This window comes from Kitasatospora sp. NPDC057015, from assembly GCF_042673745.1.
GTDB lineage: Bacteria > Actinomycetota > Actinomycetes > Streptomycetales > Streptomycetaceae > Kitasatospora.
In genome coordinates, this window is the sequence record NZ_JBHUSG010000011.1 from 96843 (window position 1) to 117581 (window position 20739).

The following is a 20739-nucleotide window of genomic DNA, read 5'->3' on the forward strand; positions in this document are numbered from 1 at the left end:
GCCGTGGGCGCCCCGGGTCCGCCCCCCGCGCGCGGCGCGGGCGGGGGCGGCCCCCCGCGCGCCCGGGGGGGGGGGGCGCCCGCCCCGGCGGGGGCCCCCCGCCCCCCCCGCCGGGGGCGCCGACGCGGTCAGACCAGCGAGGTCCAGGTGGCGGCGGCGCGGTCCGCCTGCTCCAGCCTGTCCGGGTGCCCGCTGCCGTCGGCGACCGAGATCCTGCGGTACCTGTCCTCGTGGAACACCCAGAACTCGCTCTTGCCGCCGCTGCGCTGACGGTCCGGCACGGGGAGGAAGGTGTCGACCCGGGTGATGCCCTCCAGCGAGACCCAGGCGCCGAGCTCGCGGTCCGAGCGCTCCAGGGTGTCCATGTGCAGACCGGTGTCGAAGACCGAGATCAGCCGGTAGACCTGCCGGCCGCCGGTGGTGTGGAACACCCAGTACCAGCTCTTGCCGCCGCTGCCCTGCTGGTCCGGCACGGGGAGGAAGGCGTCGACCCGGGCGACCCCCGCCAGCGAGCCCCACCTGCCGAGGCTGCGGTCGGAGTGGTCCAGGCTGTCGGTGTGCGCGCTGCCGTCGGCGATCGTGACGCCCCGGTAGACCTGCTTGCCGGCGACCGTGTGGAAGAACCAGTACTGGCTCCTGCCACCGGTCCGCTGCGCGCCGGGGACGGGCAGCACGGCGTCGACCCGGCTGACGCCCTGGAGCGCGTTCCAGCCGCTGAGCGACCCGTCGGACTTCAGCAGGGCGTCGTTGTGGGCACTGTCCGCGACCGAGATCTTGCGGTACTGGCCCTGCCGGAACGCCCAGTACTCGCTGACCCCGCCCTGGCGCTGCCGGTCGGGCACCGCCAGGAACTCGTCGATGACCAGGGCCGGGGGCTTCGGCGGCAGCGGTTCGGCCTGTCCGGTGGCCGGCTGCCCGGTGGCCGTCTGCCCGCTGCCCGTCTGCCCGGCGGCCGGCTGCCCGGTGGCCGTCCCCGTCTGCCCTGTCCCGGACGGTTCCGTCACCGGCTGCGCCTGCGGCGTGAGGCTGCCGTCGCCGAGCCCGCGCAGCAGGCTGATCGAGGGCGCGAAGGCGTAGACCGAGCCCTCGGTGCGGACGAACTGCCTGAAGCTCAGCGGGGTCGTCCTGCGGCTGCCGTCGGCGGCCCGGCTCTCGAAGCTGACCGGGCAGTCCAGGCCGACCATCGGGTCGCCGCCGGTCTCGGGGGTGCGGCCGGGCGGGAAGTTCGTCTCGTCGATCCAGGCGGTCTGGATGAACTCGAACTGGGTGGTGATGTCGGCCTGGTAGCAGACGAAGAGCAGCCCGCGCGGGTCGTCGGGGCCGCCCGGGCCCTCGGAGGCGGGGTCGAAGGGCTGCCCGTAGGGGGCGCCGCGCCGCATGATCCGGCGGCCGTCCAGGACGGCGGCGTCCAGCGGCGGCCGGCCGGGCCGCTCCTGCAGGCCGTCGCGCGGGCTGGTCTTGCGCAGGTGCGAGAACAGCGGGGTGACCAGGCCGTCGGGGTCGTCCCGGAAGCCGAAGTCGTTGTCCTTGGACGCGGCGGGGTCGAACGGCACGTCCGCGTCCGGGTGCTTGCAGACGGGGGCGCCGGAGCGCCAGCGGCCGACCAGCCGGGCGGCGAACCACTCGGTGGTGACCTCCGGCGGTACGGCCTTGGCCTGCTTGAGGACCTTGAGCTGGACGGCGACCTGGGCCCACCAGCCGGGCACGTCCTGGGCGAGCCGGCGGACCACCTGGAAGGAGCCGTTCCTGGCCCAGTCGGGGAAGTCGGTGGTGCTGCCGGGGGCGGCCGGCTCGCCGATGACGAACTCGCCGGCCGGGACGAGCCGGGTGCCGGGGTGGCCCTCGACCTGCTCGGGGTCGGTCTCGGAGGGCGGGTCGAAGCCGCGGACGCCCGGCTCGCTGACGCCGTCCTTGAAGCCGAAGTGCTCCTTGCCGCGGCGGGTGCCGAGCAGGGTGGCGGCGTTCTGCTGGAAGACGATCACGATCCGGGCCTGGGCGGCGGCGTCCCGCTGCTCGGTCACCGCGGCCTGGAGGTCCTGCGCGGTGTCGGCGGCGACGGTGAGCACCGCGTGCACCGGCTGGGTGCTGCCGTTGCCGAAGAGCCAGTTGTCGGGGGAGTTGTCCCCGGTGTCCCCGAGCGCGCCGGCCCGCTTGGCGGAGCCGTCCTTGAAGGCCTCCAGGGTGCCGCCGGTCGGGGCGCTCTCGTAGGGCTCCCGCCCGGACAGCTCGCGCAGCCCGGCGTAGGTGAGGCTGATGCCCGTCCAGACGGCCTTCAGCGACTTGGGGTCGTCGCCGCCGGAGGCCCGGCGGGCGGCGCTGAAGGCCTCGTTGAAGGCGGCCACCTGACGGGTGGTGGCGATCCGGGGGGTGAGGGCCTTGAGCCAGGCCCGGGCCCGGGCGGCCTCCTCGAACTTCAGGAACAGCAGGGTGACGTGGTCCTTCTTGAACCCGGCGAGGACGTCGCCCTGGATTTCGTCGCTCTCGCGCAGTCGCAGATCGGTCGGCATGCGTGTTCTCCCGTGGGCGGGGTAGTCGTACGGCTACGTACCGTAGTCGGATTCATCGTGAGCGAACCAATAGTTCACTCGTACGGGGCGCGCGCGGACCGCGGCGTGCGCCCCGTACGGGAGGCTCCGGTGGCGGACCGTCAGGACGGGGTGCCCAGCTGGACCCACTGCGCGGTGCTCGGGACGCCCTTGTCGTCGAGGAGGAAGAGCATGTAGTACCCGGGCGGGGCCGCCGCCGCCGAGGGCGGGGCCTGGAGCTCCAGCTTGGTGCCGGCCCGGCTGGTGATGCGCAGCTCCAGGTGGCGCTGGCTGGTGTTCACCGAGTGGGTCGCGGTGGTCGGCGAGAGCAGCACCGCCCGGGCGGCCTGGGTCGGCGTCGAGGTGGTCACCAGGAACCTGCCGTTGTAGCCGATCATGCTCTGCGGCACCCGGTCCAGCGCCGGCCGGTTGCCCTTGGACAGGTAGGCGGGCTCGTAGATCTCGATGGTGCCGTTCATGTCGTCCTTGATGTCCGGGTCGTTGGCGAGCTGCTGCAGCTCGTCGCCGGTCACCATCACCCGGCCGTCGGGGAGCACCACCGCGTTGGAGTGGTAGCCGCGCGGCAGCCGCTGGACCGGCCCGAGCCGCCAGTTGCCCTGCGCGTCGCGCAGCTCGGTCTGGCGGTACTTCAGGTCGGCGTTCGGGTTGTACGGGCCGTTTCCGTAGTCGCGGATGTCGTAGGCGCCGTTGACGGTCATCAGGGTGCCGTCCGGCAGCAGCAGGGTGTCGTCCTGGGTGCGGCCGAAGGCGCGGGACTTCTCCGCCGTCCAGGTGCCGTTCGAGAACCGCAGGGTGCCCGGGTTGTCCCGGTCGCCGCCGAGCAGCAGGGTGGCGTCGGGGCCCTCGGTGCCGCCCGGCAGCGGCACCGCCGAGCCGTAGTTGCGCTTCTTGCCGTCCGGCCGGGCCGGCAGGTCGCTGCGGCTCTCGGTCTCCGGGTTGAACAGCCACTGCTCGCCGGGGTGGCGGCCGAAGCCGTAGACGTTGCCGTCGCGCATCGAGAACAGGTGGGGGTAGTCGAGGGTGAACGGCGCGGAGGCCTTGAAGGTGTCCACCGGGGTGTTGCGCGGCAGGTCCGCCTTGGTCTGCGGCACGGGGTAGTCCTTGGCCGGGAACCGCTCGACCACCGGCGTCGGGGTGCCCCAGCCCAGTTCGGACTGGCCGGACATGATCAGCTGGCGGCCGTCCGGCCCGGTGACCACCGAGGGGTACCAGCGGCCCACCGACATGTCCGGGTTGCGGGTCCAGGTCTCGGTCCACGGGTCGAAGACCAGGGACAGCTTGGCGCCGCTGCCGCCGTTGCCGCCGAGGTTGCCGCCGAACACCCCGAGCATCCCGTTCGGCAGGAAGGAGTGCCCCGCGCAGAAGAACGGCGCGGGGCGCGGCTCGCCCAGCCCGTCCGGCATGTCGATCACGGGCGGGGTCACCTTGGTGAACGCCGAGGGGTCGGTGCCCTTGGCCGGGTCCCACAGGAAGGCGCGGCCGGCGTTCTCCTTGCCGATGGTCTGGGTGGGCGCCGGCTCCTTCTCCGGGTTGGTCTCGATCCGCTCGAAGGAGAACAGCAGCACCTTGCCGGTCGGCAGCATGGCGATGTGCGCGGCGAACTCGGGGGAGGGGAAGTACTGCTTGAAGGCGCCGGAGAGGGCCGGGTCGAACCCCGCGTTGATCTTCGCCTGGCTGTCCGTCAGCGCCTTCAGCCGGTTGGTGCGGGTGGTCTGCGGGTAGTCGCCGACGCCGCGGATCGCCGCGCGGGCGCTCGCGTGCGCCTCGGCGTGCTCCTGGCCCAGCGAGGCGACCTCGTCGGGGCGCATCTCGGCCATCACCCGGGGCGAGGTGATGTGCGGGGCGGCGTCCGGCTCCGCCGGGTGGACGTCGTGGGTGCGCACCTGCGCGGTACGGGCCAGGGCCGGCGCCGCGGTGGTGAGCAGGGTGGCGCCGGTCAGGGCCGAGACGACGGCGCAGGCCGACACCGCGGCGGAGAGATTCCTGCGGGACATGGGGCTCCTCGGGGGCGGGAGAAGGGGGGCCTCGGCGGGGAGGTCGCGCGGGAACCGTGGGCGTGAGCGCGCGAACCGGTGGCCGACGGTGACACATCATCACGGCCCGTGGTGGTTCGCATGCGACTCGACCGGTGGTCGGTCAAGGATGAGCCGTTCGGGCCTCCGCGGGCGACTGCGCTCCGTGACGATCCGTCGGCCGGCGCGCCGTCAGACCACCCCGAGGGCGTAGACCGCGAACGCGGCCGCCGCCGCGCCCGCCACCGCCTTCCAGGCCCGGGGGAACGACGTCCACGGGCCGTCGAAGCGGCGGGCGAACCGGCCGATCACGACCAGCACGCCGGCGAACACCGGCAGCAGGGCCAGCCGCCCGGCCACCCAGGCGACGGAGTCGGGGGCGGTGGTCAGCCCCGGGACCGCCCCGAACACCGCGCCGCCCGGCACCGCCACCGCCAGCATCGCGCTCTGGTGCCAGCAGAAGATCGTCATCGCCGACAGGTTCACCAGCGCCACCGGGAGCCAGAGCAGCGGCCGGCGCAGCAGCCGCCCGATCCGCTCCCGCAGCAGGACGGCGGCCCCGCACTGCACCGCCGCCAGCGCGGGCACCAGCAGCGACGGCGGGTGCGAGTTGGTGCGCGCCGCCCCCGGGACCCCGACCATGCTGGCCGGGTAGTGGAACACCAGCAGCAGGGCGGCGAACAGCGCGCCCCCGCCCAGCAGCAGCACCCGCGCGGCCGGGCGACCGAGCCGGCCCCGCGCCCACAGCACACCCAGCTGGTAGCCGAACATCCAGCCCGGCAGGAGGTTGACCAGGGCGAGCCAGGAGGGCATCGCCGACCCCCACGGCCCGTAGCGCAGCAGGTCGACCACGGCGACCAGCCCGGCCATCGCCGCCGCCGACCACCCGCCGAGGCGCCGGGCCAGCGCCAGGCAGCACGGTGTGAGCGCGGTGAGCCCGAGGTACACCGCGATGTACCAGAGCGGCTGGACGACCAGCACCGCCCCGGTCCGGACCGTCGCCCCCGGCACTCCTGTCCGGTGCAGCAGCGGGATCAGCAGCGCCCACACGGCGGCGACACCGAGCACCGGGCGCAGCAGCCGCACCGCCCGCCCGCGCAGCCAGGCCGCCGTGCCGGTGCCGCGGGCCCGGGCCCGCTCCAGCGAGCGCACCGAGGAGTGGCCGCCGACCAGGAAGAACACCCCGAGCATCTGCAGCAGCCAGCTGGCCGGCGCGAAGAACCCGAGCGAGCTGAGCGGGCTGGCGTTGTGCAGCGCGCCGTCCGGGGTGAGGGTCAGGCCGCCGAGCATCCAGTGCCCGAACGGCACCGCGAGCAGGGCGAGCGCGCGCAGCCCGTCGAGGGCGCGGTCGCGGGTGGCGGGGGTCTGCGCGTCGACGGCGGAGGCGGTGCGGCGCAGGGCGTCGAGCGGGTTCTTCACGAGCGGGTTCTTCACGAGTGGCTCCTTCACGGACGGCTCCTTCGGCCCGGGCAGGGACTGCGGGGACGGCGGGGGTGGTGGGATCGGCCGGTGCCGGTGCGGGCGAGGGGCCCCGGGTTACCGGCCGGCCGGCGGGCGGCCGAGGGTGAGGTCGGCGAAGCCCGCGAGCGAGCTGGTGCCGGGCGCGAAGTAGCCGGTGTGGCCGTGCGAGCCGGCGGAGCTCAGCAGCCGGGCGCCGAAGCCGCCGCCGGTCGGATCGGCGCCGTGGCCGAGACCGAGCAGCGAGACGTGCGGCACGTCGGCGATCCAGTCGGAGTCGTTGCGCTCGGTCGCCCAGAGCGGCACCCGGGGGTCGAGCGCGGAGGCGTCGGCGATGCCCATGCCGGGCGAGGCCAGCACCACCAGGCTCCCGGCCAGCGCCGGGCCCGGGGCGGCCAGCCCGCAGACCACCGAGCCGTAGCTGTGGCAGAACACCGTCGCGGGCGCGGCCGGGGAGGTGGTCGCGGCCAGACCGCCGAGGAGGCGGTCCAGGCGTCGCGCGCCGGCCTCGGCGAGGCGCTCGGTGGCGGCGTCCGGGCCGACCCCGACGGGGGTGGTGTAGCCGGCCCAGGCGATCACCGCGGTGCCGGGGCCGGTGGCCCCGTACAGGGCGCGGGCCATCCCGGCGGGGGTGCCGTACGGGTCGTGGTCGCGGTCGAAGCTCATCAGGTCGATGTCCGAGCCCGGTACCACCACGGCGGTGTGCCGGGCCGTGCCGAGGTCGCCGAGGACTTCGGCCACCTGGCCCCGGCCGCGCGGGTCGAAGGCCAGCACCTGGCGGCCGTCCGCCAGCAGCCCGGTGTAGCGCTCGGCGCGGGCCCGCGCTGCCGCGTGGTCGCGGGCGGACAGCGCGGGGTCGGCGGCCCGCTGCCGCTCGTGGCCGGCCTCCTCGGCGAGGGCCAGTGCGTTCGCCCGGTACCGCAGGGGCACCGGCGCGCCGTCCAGGTTGCCGACCACCTGCGGGTGGCGGACGGTCAGCGAGTCCCGCTGGGCCGCCGGCAGGCCGGCGAAGAAGGCCGCCACCTCGGCGGGCGCGGCGGCGGCCGGGTCGGGCAGGGGGACGCCGAGGGTGGTGTCCGCGAGCCAGGCGGCGGTGCCCGGCGGAGGTCCGGTGACGGGCGTCTGGGCGTCGGCGGCGGCCCAGCCGCCGGCGCCGAGCAGGGTGACCGCGGTGACGGCGGCGGCGGCCAGGGTCCGCCTGAGGCGCAGCAGCATGGATTCGTTCTCCCTCGTCCGGTGGGTGCGACGTGGGAGAAGGTAGGAAGGCGACGGCCCCGCGGGCGTCACTCCGCGGGGCCAAACACCGGGTCGTACCCGGGTACTACCGAAGGCTGGGGCGGGCGTCCGGTCCTACCGGCCCGGGTGGGCGCCCGGTCCTACCGGCCCGGGTGGGCGCCCGGTCCTACCGGCCCGGGCCGGCGCCCGGTCCTACCGGCCCGGGCGGGCGTGCGGTCCTACTGGCCCGGCGTCACCAGGCCCGACTCGTAGGCCAGCACCACGGCCTGGGCGCGGTCGCGCAGGTCGAGCTTGGCGAGGATGCGGCCGATGTGGGTCTTCACGGTCTGCTCGGCGAGCACCAGCCGGGCAGCGATCTCCTGGTTGGACAGGCCGCGGGCGATCAGTTCCAGCACCTCGGTCTCACGCGGCGTCAGGCCGTTGAGCCGCAGCCTCGGATCCCGCCGCGGGGCGGGCCGGGTGCGGGCGAAGTCCTCGATGAGCCGGCGGGTGACGGAGGGCGCGAGCAGGGCCTCGCCGGCCGCGACGATCCGGACGGCGGCGATCAGGTCGGCGGGCGGGGCGTCCTTCAGCAGGAAGCCGCTGGCGCCGGCGCGCAGCGCCTCGTACACGTAGTCGTCGACGTCGAAGGTGGTCAGCATCAGGACCTTCGGGCGGTGGCCGCCGTCGGTGCGGCCGAGCAGCTGCCGGGTCGCCTCCAGTCCGTCCATCCCGGGCATCCGGACGTCCATCAGCACGACGTCCGGGTGGGTGTGCCCGCTGACCTCCAGGGCCTGCCGGCCGTCGGCCGCGTCGCCCACCACGTCGATGTCGCCCTGGGCGCCCAGCAGGGCCGCGAAGCCCGCCCGCACCATGGCCTGGTCGTCGGCGATGATCACCCGGATGGTCATGGGGCGCTCTCCTGGAGGCTGTCGATCGGCAGTGCGGCGGCGACCCGGAAGCCGCCGTCCGGCAGCGGGCCGGTGTCCAGCCTGCCATCCAGCAGCCGGACGCGTTCGCGCATGCCGACGAGTCCGTGGCCGGTGCCCTCCGCCGCGTGCTCCGGCGACCGGCCCCGCCCCGGCGGCGCCGCGTTGACGACCGTCACCAGCAGCACGCCCTCGTCCACCGACAGCGAGACCCGGGCCGGGGCGCCGGGTGCGTGCCGGACCACGTTGGCCAGCGCCTCCTGGACGATCCGGTACGCCGAGAGGTCCACCGCCGGCGGCAGCGCGCCGGCGGCCCGCTCGCTGACGGTCAGTTCGGCCTCCACCCCGGCCCGGCCGACCGTCTCGACCAGCTGCGCGAGCTGCCCGACGCCGGGTTGCGGGGCCTTCTCGCCGCCGGAGTCCTCGCTGCGCAGCACGCCCAGCAGCCGGCGCATCTCGGCCAGCGACTGCCGGGCGGTGCCGGCGATGGCGGTGAACTCCTCGGTGGCCTCGGCGGACACGCCGGTGAGCCGGTAGGGCGCGCTGGCGGCCTGGACGGCGATCACCGACATGTGGTGGGCGACCACGTCGTGCAGCTCGCGGGCGATCCTGGCCCGCTCCTCCAGCAGGGTGCGTCGTCCGCGCTCGGCCTCGCTGATGTGCTCCTGCGCGGTCAGCAGCCGGCGGGCCTCCTCGCGCTCGCGCAGCGCGCCGACGAAGGCCAGCACCGCGCCCGAGAGGGTGATGACGAGCAGGCTGTTGTCCCCGCCGAACCGCCCGTCGGGGGCGATCAGGGACATCGTCAGGGTGGCCGCGCCGGTGGCGAGCCAGACGGCGAGCAGGGTGCGGCGGGGCTCGCGCAGCGCCAGGGGGACCATCAGCAGGCAGTAGCCGACCACCGAGGTGGCCGGCCAGGGCCAGACGGAGTCGGTCCGCCCGCCGGCGGAGAGCAGCAGCAGGGCGGTCAGCAGGTGGGCGGAGCCGATGATCCACCAGGCCGGCAGCGGGCGGCTGACGGCCAGCAGCAGCGGCAGGGTCTGCGCCACCGCCAGTCCGGCGGCGACGCCGCCGTTGAGGCCGTAGTCGCTGCCCAGGACGTTGACGGTGCTGGGCAGCAGCGCTCCGACCGCGCCGAGCGCCAGGACGTACGGCAGGTGGCGCACCCAGCGGTTGGTGGCGTGCGCGAGCAGCGGGCTGCGGTCCGCGGAGGGCCGGGTGAGAGCTCGGGCCAGGGCGGCGGCCGACGCGGTCGGCCGCGCGGCCCCGGTGCGTCCGGCGGGCGGGGTGTCCATGCGGCCCAAGCCTAGGAGAGCGGCGGGGGAGGGGCGTCGGACCGCAGTACGGTCCGGCGGGTGGTACCGGGGTATGACGCCCCGCGAACCGCGCGGCGGGCGCCGACCGGACAGGGCGCGGCGGTCAGTGCCGCCAGTCGCCGGCGAGGGCCGGGCCCAGCTGGTCGAAGTGCCGTTCGATCAGCTGGATCATGCCCTCCGGGCCGCTGTCCTCGGCCTGGGCGGACCAGGCGAGGTGGGCCGAGCGCAGCACGCCGCCGAAGACCGCCGCCATCACCTTGGGGCGCAGGTCCACGGCGGGGTCGAGGCCCTCGCGTTCGGCGAGCAGTCCGGCCACCACCTGCTCCTGCTCGGTGATCCGGCGCAGGTGGGCGGCGAGCAGGGTCGGGGTGTCCTCGATCAGCTGCATGAGTTCCAGGGCCGCGGTGACGCCGCTCGGCCCGTCGTGCCGGCTGCTGGCCAGGTCGCGCCAGCACTGGACGATCGAGGCGCGCAGCGCGCGGATCGGGCCCTCGTCGGCCGGCCGGCCGCGCAGGCACTCGATGAAGTAGTCCTCGGCGTCGGCCATCACGGCGAGGGCGACCTCGTCCTTGTTGGCGAAGTAGCGGAAGAAGGTGCGCTGGGAGACGTCCACGGCGGCGGCGATCTCGTCGACGGTGGTGTGTCCGAAACCCTGCTGGAGGAAGAGCCGGTGGGCGGCCTCGACCAGGGCGTCCCGGGTGCGCTGCTTCTTGCGTTCGCGCAGGCCGACGACCCGGTAGGCCGAGTCGGGGGCGGGGGTCGTGAGCTGCGCGGCCATGGCGGGGCCTTCCGACTGCGGGTGGGCAGGGCGTCAGGGCCAACGATAGCGCTCTGACAAATGTCAGCCATAGACACAAGGCAGGGTTTGCCGAATGTCAGAGGCTGACATAATCTCCCCGGAGTGGCGTCCGCCGGGCCGTGCGACTCGTGGGGACGGGTGGGCCCGCGGCGCCGCGCCAACGTTCCGAGTCGTCCACGCCCCGGAGGGCCCCAGATGAGCCAGTCCGTCGTCAAGAACGCGAAGGCGGACGCTCCGCCGCCACGCGACGCGTCCTCGGCCGGGAGGAGCCTGCAGGGCCACCCCTGGCTGACCCTGCTGACCGTCGCGGTCGGCGTCATGATGGTCGCCCTCGACGGCACCATCGTGGCCATCGCCAACCCGGTGATCCAGGCCGACCTCAAGGCCTCGCCCGCCGACATCCAGTGGGTGACCAGCGGTTACCTGCTGGCCCTCGCGGTGTTCCTGATCACCGCCGGCAAGATCGGCGACCGCTTCGGCCACAAGTCGACCTTCCTGGTCGGCGCGGTCGGCTTCGCCGCCACCTCGGCCGCGATCGGCTTCGCCGGCAACATCCAGACGGTGATCGCCTGCCGCGTGCTGCAGGGCCTGTTCGGCGCGCTGCTCCAGCCCGCCGCGCTCGGCCTGCTGCGCGGGGCGTTCCCGATCGAGAAGCTCAACATGGCGATCGGCATCTGGGCCGGCGTGATCGGCGCCTCCACCGCCGCCGGACCGATCGTCGGCGGCCTGCTGGTCGAGCACGTCTCCTGGCAGTCGGTGTTCTTCATCAACATCCCGGTCGGCCTGCTCGCGCTGCTGCTCGGCATCTGGGTCCTCAAGGACGTCCGGTCCGAGAACGCCGCCAAGTCCTTCGACATCCCCGGCATCCTGCTGCTCTCGACCGCGATGTTCCTGCTGGTCTGGGGCATCATCAAGGCCCCGAGCTGGGGCTGGGGCGACCCGAGCACGCTGCTCTTCCTCGGCGGCGCGGTGCTCGCGATGGTGGCCTTCGCACTCTGGCAGCGGGTCGCCCGCGAGCCGCTGATCCCGCTGAGCCTGTTCCGCTCGGTGCCGCTGTCGGCGGGCACCCTGCTGATGATCCTGATGGCCTTCTCGTTCTTCGGCGCGATCTTCTTCGTGACCTTCTACCTGCAGAACGTGCACGGGATGTCGCCGGTCGACGCCGGCGTCCACCTGCTCCCGATGACCGGCATGATGATCGTCGGCGCGCCGGCGGCCGGCGCCGCGATCGGCAAGGTCGGCCCGCGGATCCCGATCGTGGTCGGCATGCTGCTCACCTCGGTCGCCATGTACGGCATGTCCACCCTGGACGCCGGCTCCGGCTCCGGCGTGATGTCGCTCTGGTTCGTGCTGATGGGCCTGGGCATCAGCCCGGTCATGGTCGGCGCCACCGAGGTCATCGTCGGCAACGCCCCGCTGGAGCTGTCCGGTGTCGCCGGCGGCCTCCAGCAGGCCGCGATGCAGGTCGGCGGCAGCCTCGGCACCGCCGTCCTCGGCGCCCTGATGGCGGCCAAGGTCACCGACGTGCTGCCGGGCAACTGGGCCGCGGCCGGGCTGCCGCCGGTCGAGGGCGCCCAGGCGCAGGGCCTGGAGCAGGCCGCCCAGCTCGGCTTCGCCCCGCCGGCCCAGCCGGGGACGCCGCAGCAGGTCGTGGACGCGATGGCCACGGCCGTGCACGACTCCTTCGTCAGCGGCATGTCGCTCGCCTTCGCGGTCGCCGCCGTGGCCGCCTTCGCGGCCGCCCTGCTCGGCCTGCTCACCCGGCGCGGCACCACCGACGCCGGCCCGGCCGTGCACATCTGACCCCCGTACGTCCGCCCCCGGCGTCGCCCGCGACGCCGGGGGCTTCGGCGTTCACCGGGGCGGCCGGCAACGGGATCTGACGGTCCGTCGAATCACCCGCCCGCCGCGGGTGTGGCGCCTTGCCCGCGGGCCGGGCTCGGGGTGGGGTAGGCGCATGACCAGCCACGATGCCATCGGAGAGAAGCAGTCGCCGGATCCGCCGCGGCCCCCTGCGGGGCGGGCCGCCGCGTTCCTCGGACGCCCGGGGGTGTTCGCGCCCGCCGCCGGCGCGGCCACGGCCCTGCTCATGGCCGCGCGGATCTTCCTGCCGGGCCCTGTCGGGATGGCCGACAACGGCGACGGCCCGCGCCGGATGTGCGCACTGGAGACCGTCGCGCGGGTGGACCCCGGCTCCAGCCCCTGGTGGAGCCACGTCAACTTCGGCTACGACCACGCGCAGCCCGGCAGCTGCGACCCGCTCGCCACCTACCGCAGCAGCGGGAACCTGCTGCTGTGGCTCGCCCGGTCGCTCGGGCACTGGCTCGGACTGCCCGGCGAGCTGGACCTGAGGGCGCTCGCCGTCCTCTTCTGCCTCCTCGCCGGCCTCGCCGTCGGGGTCTTCGCGGGCGCGCTGCGCGGCGGCCTGCCCGCCCGGACGCTGGTCTGCCTGGCGGTGTTCGCGGTGGTCGGCGACAGCATCTTCGCGGGCTACGCGGCCTCGCCCTACAGCGAGACGGCCGGACTGCTCGGCATCCTGGCGGCGGTCGCGGGGGCGAGCCACCTGGGCGGCTCGGGGCGGGCGCGGCTGGGCGGCCTGCTGGTCTTCACGGCGGGCGCGGTGCTCGCGGTCGCCTCGAAGACCCAGTCGGTGACGATGGCCCTCCCGTTCGTCGTCCTGCTGCTGCTCAGCCGGGTGCCGTTGGGCCGCGCGACCGGCGCGCTCGCCGGCCGGGTGCTGCCGTTCTGCGCGGCGGCCGTGATCGCGGTGACCGGCGTGGTCACCCTGCAGTGGCAGACCGAGCCGTTCAAGGTGATCAACCCCACCGAGGTGGTCTTCGTCGGCCTGCTCGGGTCGAGCCCCGACCCGGCGGCCTCGGCGGTGGAGCTGGGCCTGCCGGCGGACTTCGCGCAGTACGCCGGGCGCAGTTGGTGGACGCCGGACCCGCCGCAGAACGACCCGCGCTGGCCGCAGGTCAGGGACCGGATGACGTACGGCACCATCGCCGGCTTCCTGCTGACGCACCCGGGCATCGCCGCCGACATCGCGCTGGGCGCGGTCGAGGACTTCGACGCGGCCCGGCCCACCTACCTCGGCTCCTACCCGGTCGACGCGGGGGAGCCGCCCGGGGCGCAGGAGTCGCGGCTGGCCGTGTTCGGCGCGCTGCTGCGCCTGCTGGGCGGCGGCCCGCTGCTGCTGATCGTGCTGGGTCTCGGTACCGGCGCGGCCTGGCGGCTGAGCGCGCTGCGGCAGCACCCGCGCCGGCGCGCGCTCGTCTCGGCGCTGCTCTGCCTGGCCGGCGTCACGGCGGCCCAGTTCCTCACCGCCGCGTACGGCGAGGCGATCGAGGGCGTCAAGCACCAGGTGTTCGCGATCTACGCGGCCGGTCTCGCCCTGGTGGTGGCCGCGGCAGCCGCCCTGTGCGCCCCGCGTCCGGAGGCGCCCGGCGAGGGCGCGCTGCCGCCGCCCCGGCAGGAGCGGGCCCGCGTCCCGGAGCCGGTGGGCTGACCGGTCCGGCCGGCGGCGCCCGCCCCCGTGGGCCCGGGCGCTACCGGCCCCGGCCCTGCTGGAAGCGCCCGTTGTCGAGGGCGACCAGCGGGGCCGGGTAGTCGGGCCGCTCGGCCAGCAGCCAGGGCTGGTGCACGGCCGGCCCGGGGACGTGCGCCAGCTCCGGTACCCAGCGGCGGACGTAGGCGCCGTCCCGGTCGAAGCGCTTGGCCTGGGCGAGCGGGTTGAGCACCCGGTTGGGCCGGGTGTCGGTGCCGGTGCCGGCCACCCACTGCCAGTTCAGCTGGTTGTTGGCCACGTCGCCGTCGACCAGCAGGGAGAGGAAGTGGGCGGCGCCCGCCCGCCAGTCCAGGTAGAGGGTCTTGGCGAGGAAGCAGGCGGTGAGCAGCCGGGCCCGGTTGTGCATCCAGCCCTCGTGGGCGAGCTGGCGCATCCCGGCGTCGACGATCGGGTAGCCGGTCAGGCCGGCCTTCCAGGCGGTCAGCTCGGCCTCGTCCCGGTGCCAGCGGTCGTCGTGCGGCCGGTAGTCGGCGTGCGCGGCGGCCGGCCGGGCGGCGAGCACCTGGTGGTGGAAGTCCCGCCAGACCAGCTGCCGGACGAAGGCCTCGGTGCCGGCGCCGCCGCGCCGCTCGGCCAGCGCGACGAGCTCGGTGGCGGACAGGCAGCCGAAGTGCAGGTACGGGGAGAGCCGGGAGGTGCCGTCGCCCGCCAGGTCGTCGTGCACCTCCTCGTACCGTTCGACCTCCCAGGCGGACCAGCGTGCGCGGCCGGCGCTCTCGCCGCCCGCCGGCAGCCCGGGGGAGTCCGGGCGGACCTCGGGCGGCCGCCCGCCCGGTACGTCGCCCGACACGTCGGCCGGTACCCGGACGGTGCGGGGCGCGGCCACCGGGTGCCGGCGCTGGGCGGCCCGCCAGGCCCGCAGGTACGGGGTGAAGACGGCGTAGTGGTCCTTGCCGGCGGGGGCGACGGCGCCCGGCGCGAGGGCGGTGAGCACCGCGTCGTGCACCCGGAGGCGGTCACCGAGGGCGGCCCGCAGGGCGCTCTCGCGGCGCTGGGCGAAGCCGCTCACGCCGGCCGCGACGTGCACCGAGACCGCGCCGGTGGCGGCGGCCAGCCGGGCGGTCTCGGCCACCACCGGGCCGCGCCGCAGCACCAGCCGCCCGCCCCGGGAGCGCAGGCCGGCGTCGAGGTCGGCCAGGCAGCCGGCGAGGAAGGCGGTGCGGTTGGGGACCGCGAAGCCGGTGGCGGCCACGTCGTCGTCCAGGACGAACAGCGGCACCACCTCGTCGGCGTCGGCGAGGGCGGCCCGGAGCACGGGGTTGTCGTGCAGCCGGAGGTCCTGGGTGAAGAGCGCGATGGAGACGGACATGCCTCATGGCTACCGCCGCGGGGCGGGCCGCCGGGGCCGACACGCCCGGCCGTCGCCCGGCGAACACCAGTGCGTCGGCGGCGGCCCGAGCGGGGCGGACGGAAAGCCGAAGGGCCGGACTCCCTCGGGGGAGTCCGGCCCTCACGGGACCTGGCGGAGCAGGGGCCTACCGGATCAGGCGTCGCCGCCGGCGGCGCCCGGGTCGGCGGAGGCGACGTCGAGCAGCTGGTAGCGGTCGATCGCCTCCTTCAGCGCGCTGCGGTCGACCTTGCCCTGCTTGGCGAGCTCGGTGAGCACGCTCAGGACCACCGACTGGGCGTCGATGTGGAAGAACCGGCGGGCGGCGCCGCGGGTGTCGGCGAAGCCGAAGCCGTCCGCACCCAGCGACTGCCACTGACCCGGGACCCAGCGCGAGATCTGGTCCGGCACCGCGCGCATCCAGTCGGACACGGCGACGAACGGGCCCTCGGCACCGGTGAGCTTCTGCGTCACGTACGGGACGCGCTGCGGCTCCTCCGGGTGCAGCAGGTTGAACTCCTCGGTCTCCACCGCGTCACGACGCAGCTCGTTCCAGGAGGTCGCCGACCAGACGTCGGCCTTGACGTTCCACTCCTCGGCGAGGATGCGCTGGGCCTCCAGGGCCCACGGCACCGCCACACCCGAGGCGAGGATCTGCGCCGGGATCTGGCCCGCGGTGGCCGGCGCGTACCGGTGCAGACCCTTGAGGATGCCCTCGACGTCGACGTTCTCCGGCTCGGCCGGCATCTTGATCGGCTCGTTGTAGACCGTCATGTAGTAGAAGACGTCCTCGCCGTGCGGGAACTCCACCGACGAGCCGTACATCCGGCGGATGCCGTCCTGCATGATGTGCGCGATCTCGAAGCCGTACGCGGGGTCGTACGCGACGACGCCCGGGTTGGTCGAGGCGAGCAGCTGCGAGTGGCCGTCGGCGTGCTGCAGGCCCTCACCGGTCAGGGTGGTGCGGCCGGCGGTGGCGCCGATCACGAAGCCGCGGGCGAGCTGGTCGGCCATCTGCCAGAACTGGTCGCCGGTGCGCTGGAACCCGAACATCGAGTAGAAGACGTACACCGGGATCAGCGGCTCGCCGTGCGTGGCGTACGACGAACCGGCGGCGATCAGCGAGGCCGTGCAGCCGGCCTCGGAGATGCCGTCGTGCAGCATCTGGCCGCTCGGGGACTCCTTGTAGGCGAGCAGCAGATCACGGTCGACCGACTCGTAGGTCTGGCCGAGCGGGTTGTAGATCTTCGCCGACGGGAAGAGCGAGTCCATGCCGAAGGTGCGGTACTCGTCGGGCGCGATCGGCACGAACCGGTTGCCGATGCCCTTGTCCCGCATGAGGTCCTTCAGCACCCGGACGAACGCCATGGTGGTGGCGATGGTCTGGTTGCCGGACCCCTTCTTGACCGCCTTGTAGGCCTCGTCGCCCGGGAGCTCCAGCTTGCGCGGCCGCACCTTGCGGGTCGGCATGTAGCCGCCCAGCTCCTTGCGGCGGTCGTGCATGTACTGGATCTCTTCGGAGTCCTTGCCCGGGTGGTAGTAGGGCGGGTAACCCTCGTCGAGCTGCTTGTCCGTGATCGGCAGGTGCAGCCGGTCGCGGAAGCGCTTGAGGTCCTCGGTCGTCAGCTTCTTCATCTGGTGGGTCGCGTTGCGGCCCTCGAAGTTCGGACCGAGCGTCCAGCCCTTGACGGTCTGGGCGAGGATGACCGTCGGCTGGCCGGTGTGCTCGCGGGCCGCCTTGAACGCCGCGTAGACCTTGGCGTGGTCGTGACCGCCGCGACCCAGGTGCTGGATCTGCTGGTCGGTCATGTCCTCGACCATCTTGCGCAGCCGCAGGTCACCGCCGAAGAAGTGGTCGCGGATGTAGCCGCCGGTCTCGGTGGCGTAGGTCTGGAACTGGCCGTCCACCGTGGTGTTCAGCTTGTTGACCAGGACACCGTCGCGGTCCTGCGCGAGCAGCGGGTCCCAGCTGCGGTCCCAGATGAGCTTGATCACGTTCCAGCCGGCGCCGCGGAACTGCGACTCCAGCTCCTGGATGATCTTGCCGTTGCCGCGGACCGGGCCGTCGAGGCGCTGCAGGTTGCAGTTGACGACGAAGGTCAGGTTGTCCAGGCCCTCGCGCGCCGCCAGCGACAGCTGGCCGAGCGACTCCGGCTCGTCCATCTCGCCGTCGCCGAGGAAGGCGTAGACGTGGCTGTCCGAGGTGTCCTTGATGCCGCGGTGCTCCAGGTAGCGGTTCATCCGGGCCTGGTAGATCGCACCGAGCGGGCCGAGGCCCATCGAGACGGTCGGGAACTCCCAGAAGTCCGGCATGAGCCGCGGGTGCGGGTAGCTGGAGAGGCCGTAGGGGGCCTTCGACTTCTCCTGGCGGAAGGCGTCGAGCTGCTGCTCGGTGAGCCGGTCCAGGAGGAAGGCGCGGGCGTAGATGCCGGGGGAGGCGTGGCCCTGGAAGAAGATCTGGTCGCCGGACTCGCCGTCCGCGTCCTTGCCCCGGAAGAAGTAGTTGAAGCCCACGTCGTAGAGCGACGCGGACGAGGCGAAGGTGGCGATGTGGCCACCGACACCGATACCCGGGCGCTGCGCCCGGGAGACCATCACGGCCGCGTTCCAGCGGGTCGCGTTGAGGACCTTGCGCTCGATCTCCTCGTTGCCGGGGAAGAAGGGCTCGTCCTTGGTCGCGATGGTGTTGACGTAGTCCGTGCTGCGCATCTCGGGCACGGCGACACGCTTCTCGCGGGCGCGCTCGATCAGGCGGAGCATCAGGTAACGGGCACGCTCGCGCCCCCGCTCGTCGATGGCCGCGTCAAGCGACTCCAGCCATTCCGCGGTCTCCTCGGGATCGAAGTCCGGGACCTGACTCGGAAGGCCGCCAATGATGATCGGGTTGCGATCGGATCCGGAAGCCACGCTGTTCCTTCACTGTCGGTCGAAACTGAGGTGTGTCGCGCCGCCTCCATCGTGTACCGAAACTCGGAGAGCCGTCATCTCTACCGATGGGTAACCGTTCCGCCTGGTGGGCGGGCCGGCCATGAGGTGTGCGGCAGGCTCCGTTGCCTGACTCGCGCACCCCCGGGAGTTACGAAGAGGTGGTCCGACCTTTACCTGCTGTGCCTGCTGTGCCTGCACTCCCGATTCGGGGGTACGGGCTCTCCAGGCCTCCAGGCACCCTTCCGTCCGATGGGCGGGCGGTCGGGCTGAGGGCCAACAGGAGACTCTACGCCCGGGAGTACACCGGTTCCGAATGCCGTTCGCATCTCGGGCAGGCGTACGCCCCGTGTACGCCGGTCGGGTGCTCCCGGGCGCCACCCCGGCGTGGCGTCCGGCGGCATGGTGGACTGGTGCAGAAATGGGCAAATCGGTGTGATTACCGACACGTCGAGCGGCGTGTCTTGCCACAAGACGTCAACCTTTGGGTGGGATCGGGGGTCGGGTACTTGCGCGAACCGCCGCGCCCGTGTGGACTACGGCCAAGCCTCGGCATGGATGCCGAGCCGAATACTGGAGGTTATTCCCGTGAGCGCGACCGCGGACCCCGCGGACAAGTCCAACCCGGCGCACCGTCTGGGCTTCGAAGAAGGCCAGATCGTCCAGGAGCTCGGGTACGACGATGACACTGACCAGGATCTCCGCGAAGGCATTGAGGAGATCACCGGTACGGATCTCGTCGACGAGGACTACGACGACGTCGCCGACGCCGTTCTGCTGTGGCACCGCGAGGAGGACGGGGATCTCACCGATGCCCTCGTCGACGCCCAGGAATACCTGGCCGACGGCGGCCTGGTGTGGCTGCTGACCCCCAAGACGGGCCGCGACGGGCACGTCGAGGCCCATGAGATCGCGGACGCCGCCAAGACCGCAGGTCTCTCCCAGACGAGCTCGGTGGCCGTGGCCAAGGACTGGGCCGGCACCCGTCTGGCCACCCCGAAGGCGGCGAAGTCGGGCAAGCGCTGATCGCAGGACTAGCCTGGAAGGGCCCCGCTGGAGTTTTCTCCAGCGGGGCCCGGCCGTTCCCGGCGGCCGTCTGTAGGTGTCGCCGGGCGAGTTGTTCGCCGAGGGCGAAAGCGGTGTCCGAAGGCCCCGGGCCGCTCACTCGTTCGGCTCAACGCCCCGGAACGGATGCAAGGATGTGGCTCGGCCGCGCCCGCAGAGCGGCCGCGTCGCGTCAGAAAGGTCCGCATCATGGCCATCGAGGTCGCCACCCAGGCTCCGGATTTCGAGCTCAAGAACCAGCACGGCGAGCTGGTCAGGCTCTCCGACTTCCAGGGCGAGAAGAACGTCGTCCTGGTGTTCTACCCCTTCGCCTTCACCGGCGTCTGCACCGGCGAGGTGTGCGCGATCCAGAAGGAGCTGCCGCGCCTGCAGAACGACGACGTGCAGGTCCTGGCCGTCTCCTGCGACTCGCCGTTCACCCTGCGCGTCTTCGGCGACCAGGAGGGCCTGGAGTACCCGCTGCTCTCGGACTTCTGGCCGCACGGCGAGGTCTCCCGCGCGTACGGCGTCCTCGACGAGGAGAAGGGCTGCGCGGTGCGCGGCACCTTCGTGATCGACAAGGCCGGCGTGGTCCGCTGGTCGATCGTGAACGGCCTGCCGGACGCCCGCGACGAGCAGGAGTACCTGAAGGTCCTCGGCTCGCTCTGAGGACCGCGGCGGTCGGCGGGGGCCCGCGGCACGCCGGGGCGGCCCCGTGGCCAGGGCGATCCGGACGGATTGGGCCCGGTCACTGCGCAGGACGGGAACCCGGCACTACGATCGGGCCGTTGGCAGGTCAGAGGCGCACCGGCCGAGGCCGGCCGCTTCGGACCGCACCGCGGGGGCACCACGACGTGCCTCCCGAATCTTGGAGGACCAGTGGGTGTCAGCCTGAGCAAGGGCGGCAACGTCTCCCTGACCAAGGAGGCCCCCGGCCTGACCGCCGTGATCGTCGGCCTTGGCTGGGACGTTCGCACCACCACGGGCACGGACTTCGACCTGGACGCCAGCGCGCTGCTCTGCAACGAGAGCGGCCGGGTCGACGGGGACGGCAACTTCGTCTTCTTCAACAACCTGAAGAGCCCGGACGGCTCGGTCGAGCACACCGGGGACAACCTCACCGGTGAGGGCGAGGGCGACGACGAGCAGATCAAGGTCAGCCTCGCCACCGTGCCGGCCGCCGTGTCGAAGATCGTCTTCCCGGTGTCGATCTACGACGCCGAGAACCGGACCCAGAACTTCGGCCAGGTCCGCAACGCGTTCATCCGCGTGGTGAACCAGGCCGACAACAAGGAGCTGGCCCGCTACGACCTCTCCGAGGACGCCTCGACCGAGACCGCCATGGTCTTCGGCGAGCTGTACCGCAACGGGGCCGAGTGGAAGTTCCGCGCCATCGGCCAGGGCTACGCCTCCGGTCTGCGCGGCATCGCCCAGGACTTCGGCGTCAACGTCTGACCCGTCCCGAGCCCTGCCCGCGGCCCCGCGTTCCCCGGAACGCGGGGCCGCGGCGTCTTTCCGGGCGGTCCGGCCCCGGCCGGTCGCGCGCTCTGGGAGCGCACCCGACCGCGCACCCCGACCGCGTACCCCGGCCGCGCATCCCGGG

At 73.7% G+C, this 20739-nt stretch carries 14 protein-coding genes; 5 read left to right on the forward strand and 9 right to left on the reverse strand.

Going from position 1 to position 20739, the window contains the following annotated elements:
- Nucleotides 1–128 precede the first annotated feature (128 nt).
- The 7 genes from ACFTWP_RS13715 to ACFTWP_RS13745 all read right to left on the reverse strand — a co-directional run bounded on the left by ACFTWP_RS13715 (nucleotide 129) and on the right by ACFTWP_RS13745 (nucleotide 10251).
- Nucleotides 129–2507: a Dyp-type peroxidase gene (locus tag ACFTWP_RS13715; protein WP_380264688.1), complete on the reverse strand. Its 2379-nt coding sequence runs from the start codon at nucleotides 2505–2507 to the stop codon at nucleotides 129–131.
- Nucleotides 2508–2647: 140 nt separating this feature from the next.
- The gene (locus ACFTWP_RS13720; protein ID WP_380264689.1) at nucleotides 2648–4540 is read right to left on the reverse strand and encodes a galactose oxidase-like domain-containing protein; all 1893 of its coding nucleotides are present in this window, start codon (nucleotides 4538–4540) and stop codon (nucleotides 2648–2650) included.
- A 210-nt stretch (nucleotides 4541–4750) separates the two neighbouring features.
- Entirely contained in the window at nucleotides 4751–6007 is a 1257-nt protein-coding gene (locus tag ACFTWP_RS13725) for an acyltransferase (RefSeq protein ID WP_380264690.1), read from the reverse strand.
- Nucleotides 6008–6094: 87 nt separating this feature from the next.
- On the reverse strand, nucleotides 6095–7231 hold the full coding sequence (locus ACFTWP_RS13730; protein ID WP_380264691.1) for an alpha/beta hydrolase: 1137 nt from the start codon (nucleotides 7229–7231) through the stop codon (nucleotides 6095–6097).
- 239 nt (nucleotides 7232–7470) lie between these two features.
- Nucleotides 7471–8142, reverse strand: a complete 672-nt coding sequence (locus tag ACFTWP_RS13735; protein ID WP_380264692.1) for a response regulator — start codon at nucleotides 8140–8142, stop codon at nucleotides 7471–7473.
- Complete coding sequence (locus ACFTWP_RS13740; RefSeq protein ID WP_380264693.1) at nucleotides 8139–9452, reverse strand: sensor histidine kinase; 1314 nt, start codon at nucleotides 9450–9452, stop codon at nucleotides 8139–8141. The genes ACFTWP_RS13735 and ACFTWP_RS13740 overlap by 4 nt, the downstream gene beginning before the upstream one ends.
- Before the next feature lie 124 nt (nucleotides 9453–9576).
- Nucleotides 9577–10251, reverse strand: a complete 675-nt coding sequence (locus tag ACFTWP_RS13745; protein WP_380264694.1) for a TetR family transcriptional regulator — start codon at nucleotides 10249–10251, stop codon at nucleotides 9577–9579.
- 216 nt (nucleotides 10252–10467) lie between these two features.
- On the opposite strand from ACFTWP_RS13745, the gene ACFTWP_RS13750 reads away from it, so the two are divergent.
- Both ACFTWP_RS13750 and ACFTWP_RS13755 read left to right on the forward strand, forming a co-directional pair.
- Nucleotides 10468–12075, forward strand: a complete 1608-nt coding sequence (locus ACFTWP_RS13750; protein ID WP_380264695.1) for an MFS transporter — start codon at nucleotides 10468–10470, stop codon at nucleotides 12073–12075.
- A gap of 154 nt (nucleotides 12076–12229) precedes the next feature.
- Nucleotides 12230–13780, forward strand: coding sequence for a hypothetical protein (locus ACFTWP_RS13755; RefSeq protein WP_380264696.1), 1551 nt, complete (start codon nucleotides 12230–12232; stop codon nucleotides 13778–13780).
- A gap of 40 nt (nucleotides 13781–13820) precedes the next feature.
- On the opposite strand, the gene ACFTWP_RS13760 is transcribed toward ACFTWP_RS13755, so the two are convergent.
- Nucleotides 13821–15149: a cryptochrome/photolyase family protein gene (locus ACFTWP_RS13760; protein WP_380264697.1), complete on the reverse strand. Its 1329-nt coding sequence runs from the start codon at nucleotides 15147–15149 to the stop codon at nucleotides 13821–13823.
- Between the two features lie 174 nt (nucleotides 15150–15323).
- On the reverse strand, nucleotides 15324–18074 hold the full coding sequence (gene aceE / locus ACFTWP_RS13765) for a pyruvate dehydrogenase (acetyl-transferring), homodimeric type (protein WP_380264698.1): 2751 nt from the start codon (nucleotides 18072–18074) through the stop codon (nucleotides 15324–15326).
- Nucleotides 18075–18680: 606 nt separating this feature from the next.
- Between aceE and ACFTWP_RS13770 the strand changes: the two genes are divergently transcribed.
- From ACFTWP_RS13770 to ACFTWP_RS13780, 3 genes are all read left to right on the forward strand, one after another.
- Nucleotides 18681–19118, forward strand: a complete 438-nt coding sequence (locus tag ACFTWP_RS13770; protein ID WP_073927554.1) for a DUF3052 domain-containing protein — start codon at nucleotides 18681–18683, stop codon at nucleotides 19116–19118.
- A gap of 228 nt (nucleotides 19119–19346) precedes the next feature.
- Complete coding sequence (locus ACFTWP_RS13775; RefSeq protein ID WP_380264699.1) at nucleotides 19347–19805, forward strand: peroxiredoxin; 459 nt, start codon at nucleotides 19347–19349, stop codon at nucleotides 19803–19805.
- 210 nt (nucleotides 19806–20015) lie between these two features.
- Entirely contained in the window at nucleotides 20016–20591 is a 576-nt protein-coding gene (locus ACFTWP_RS13780) for a TerD family protein (protein ID WP_380264700.1), read from the forward strand.
- Nucleotides 20592–20739 lie beyond the last annotated feature (148 nt).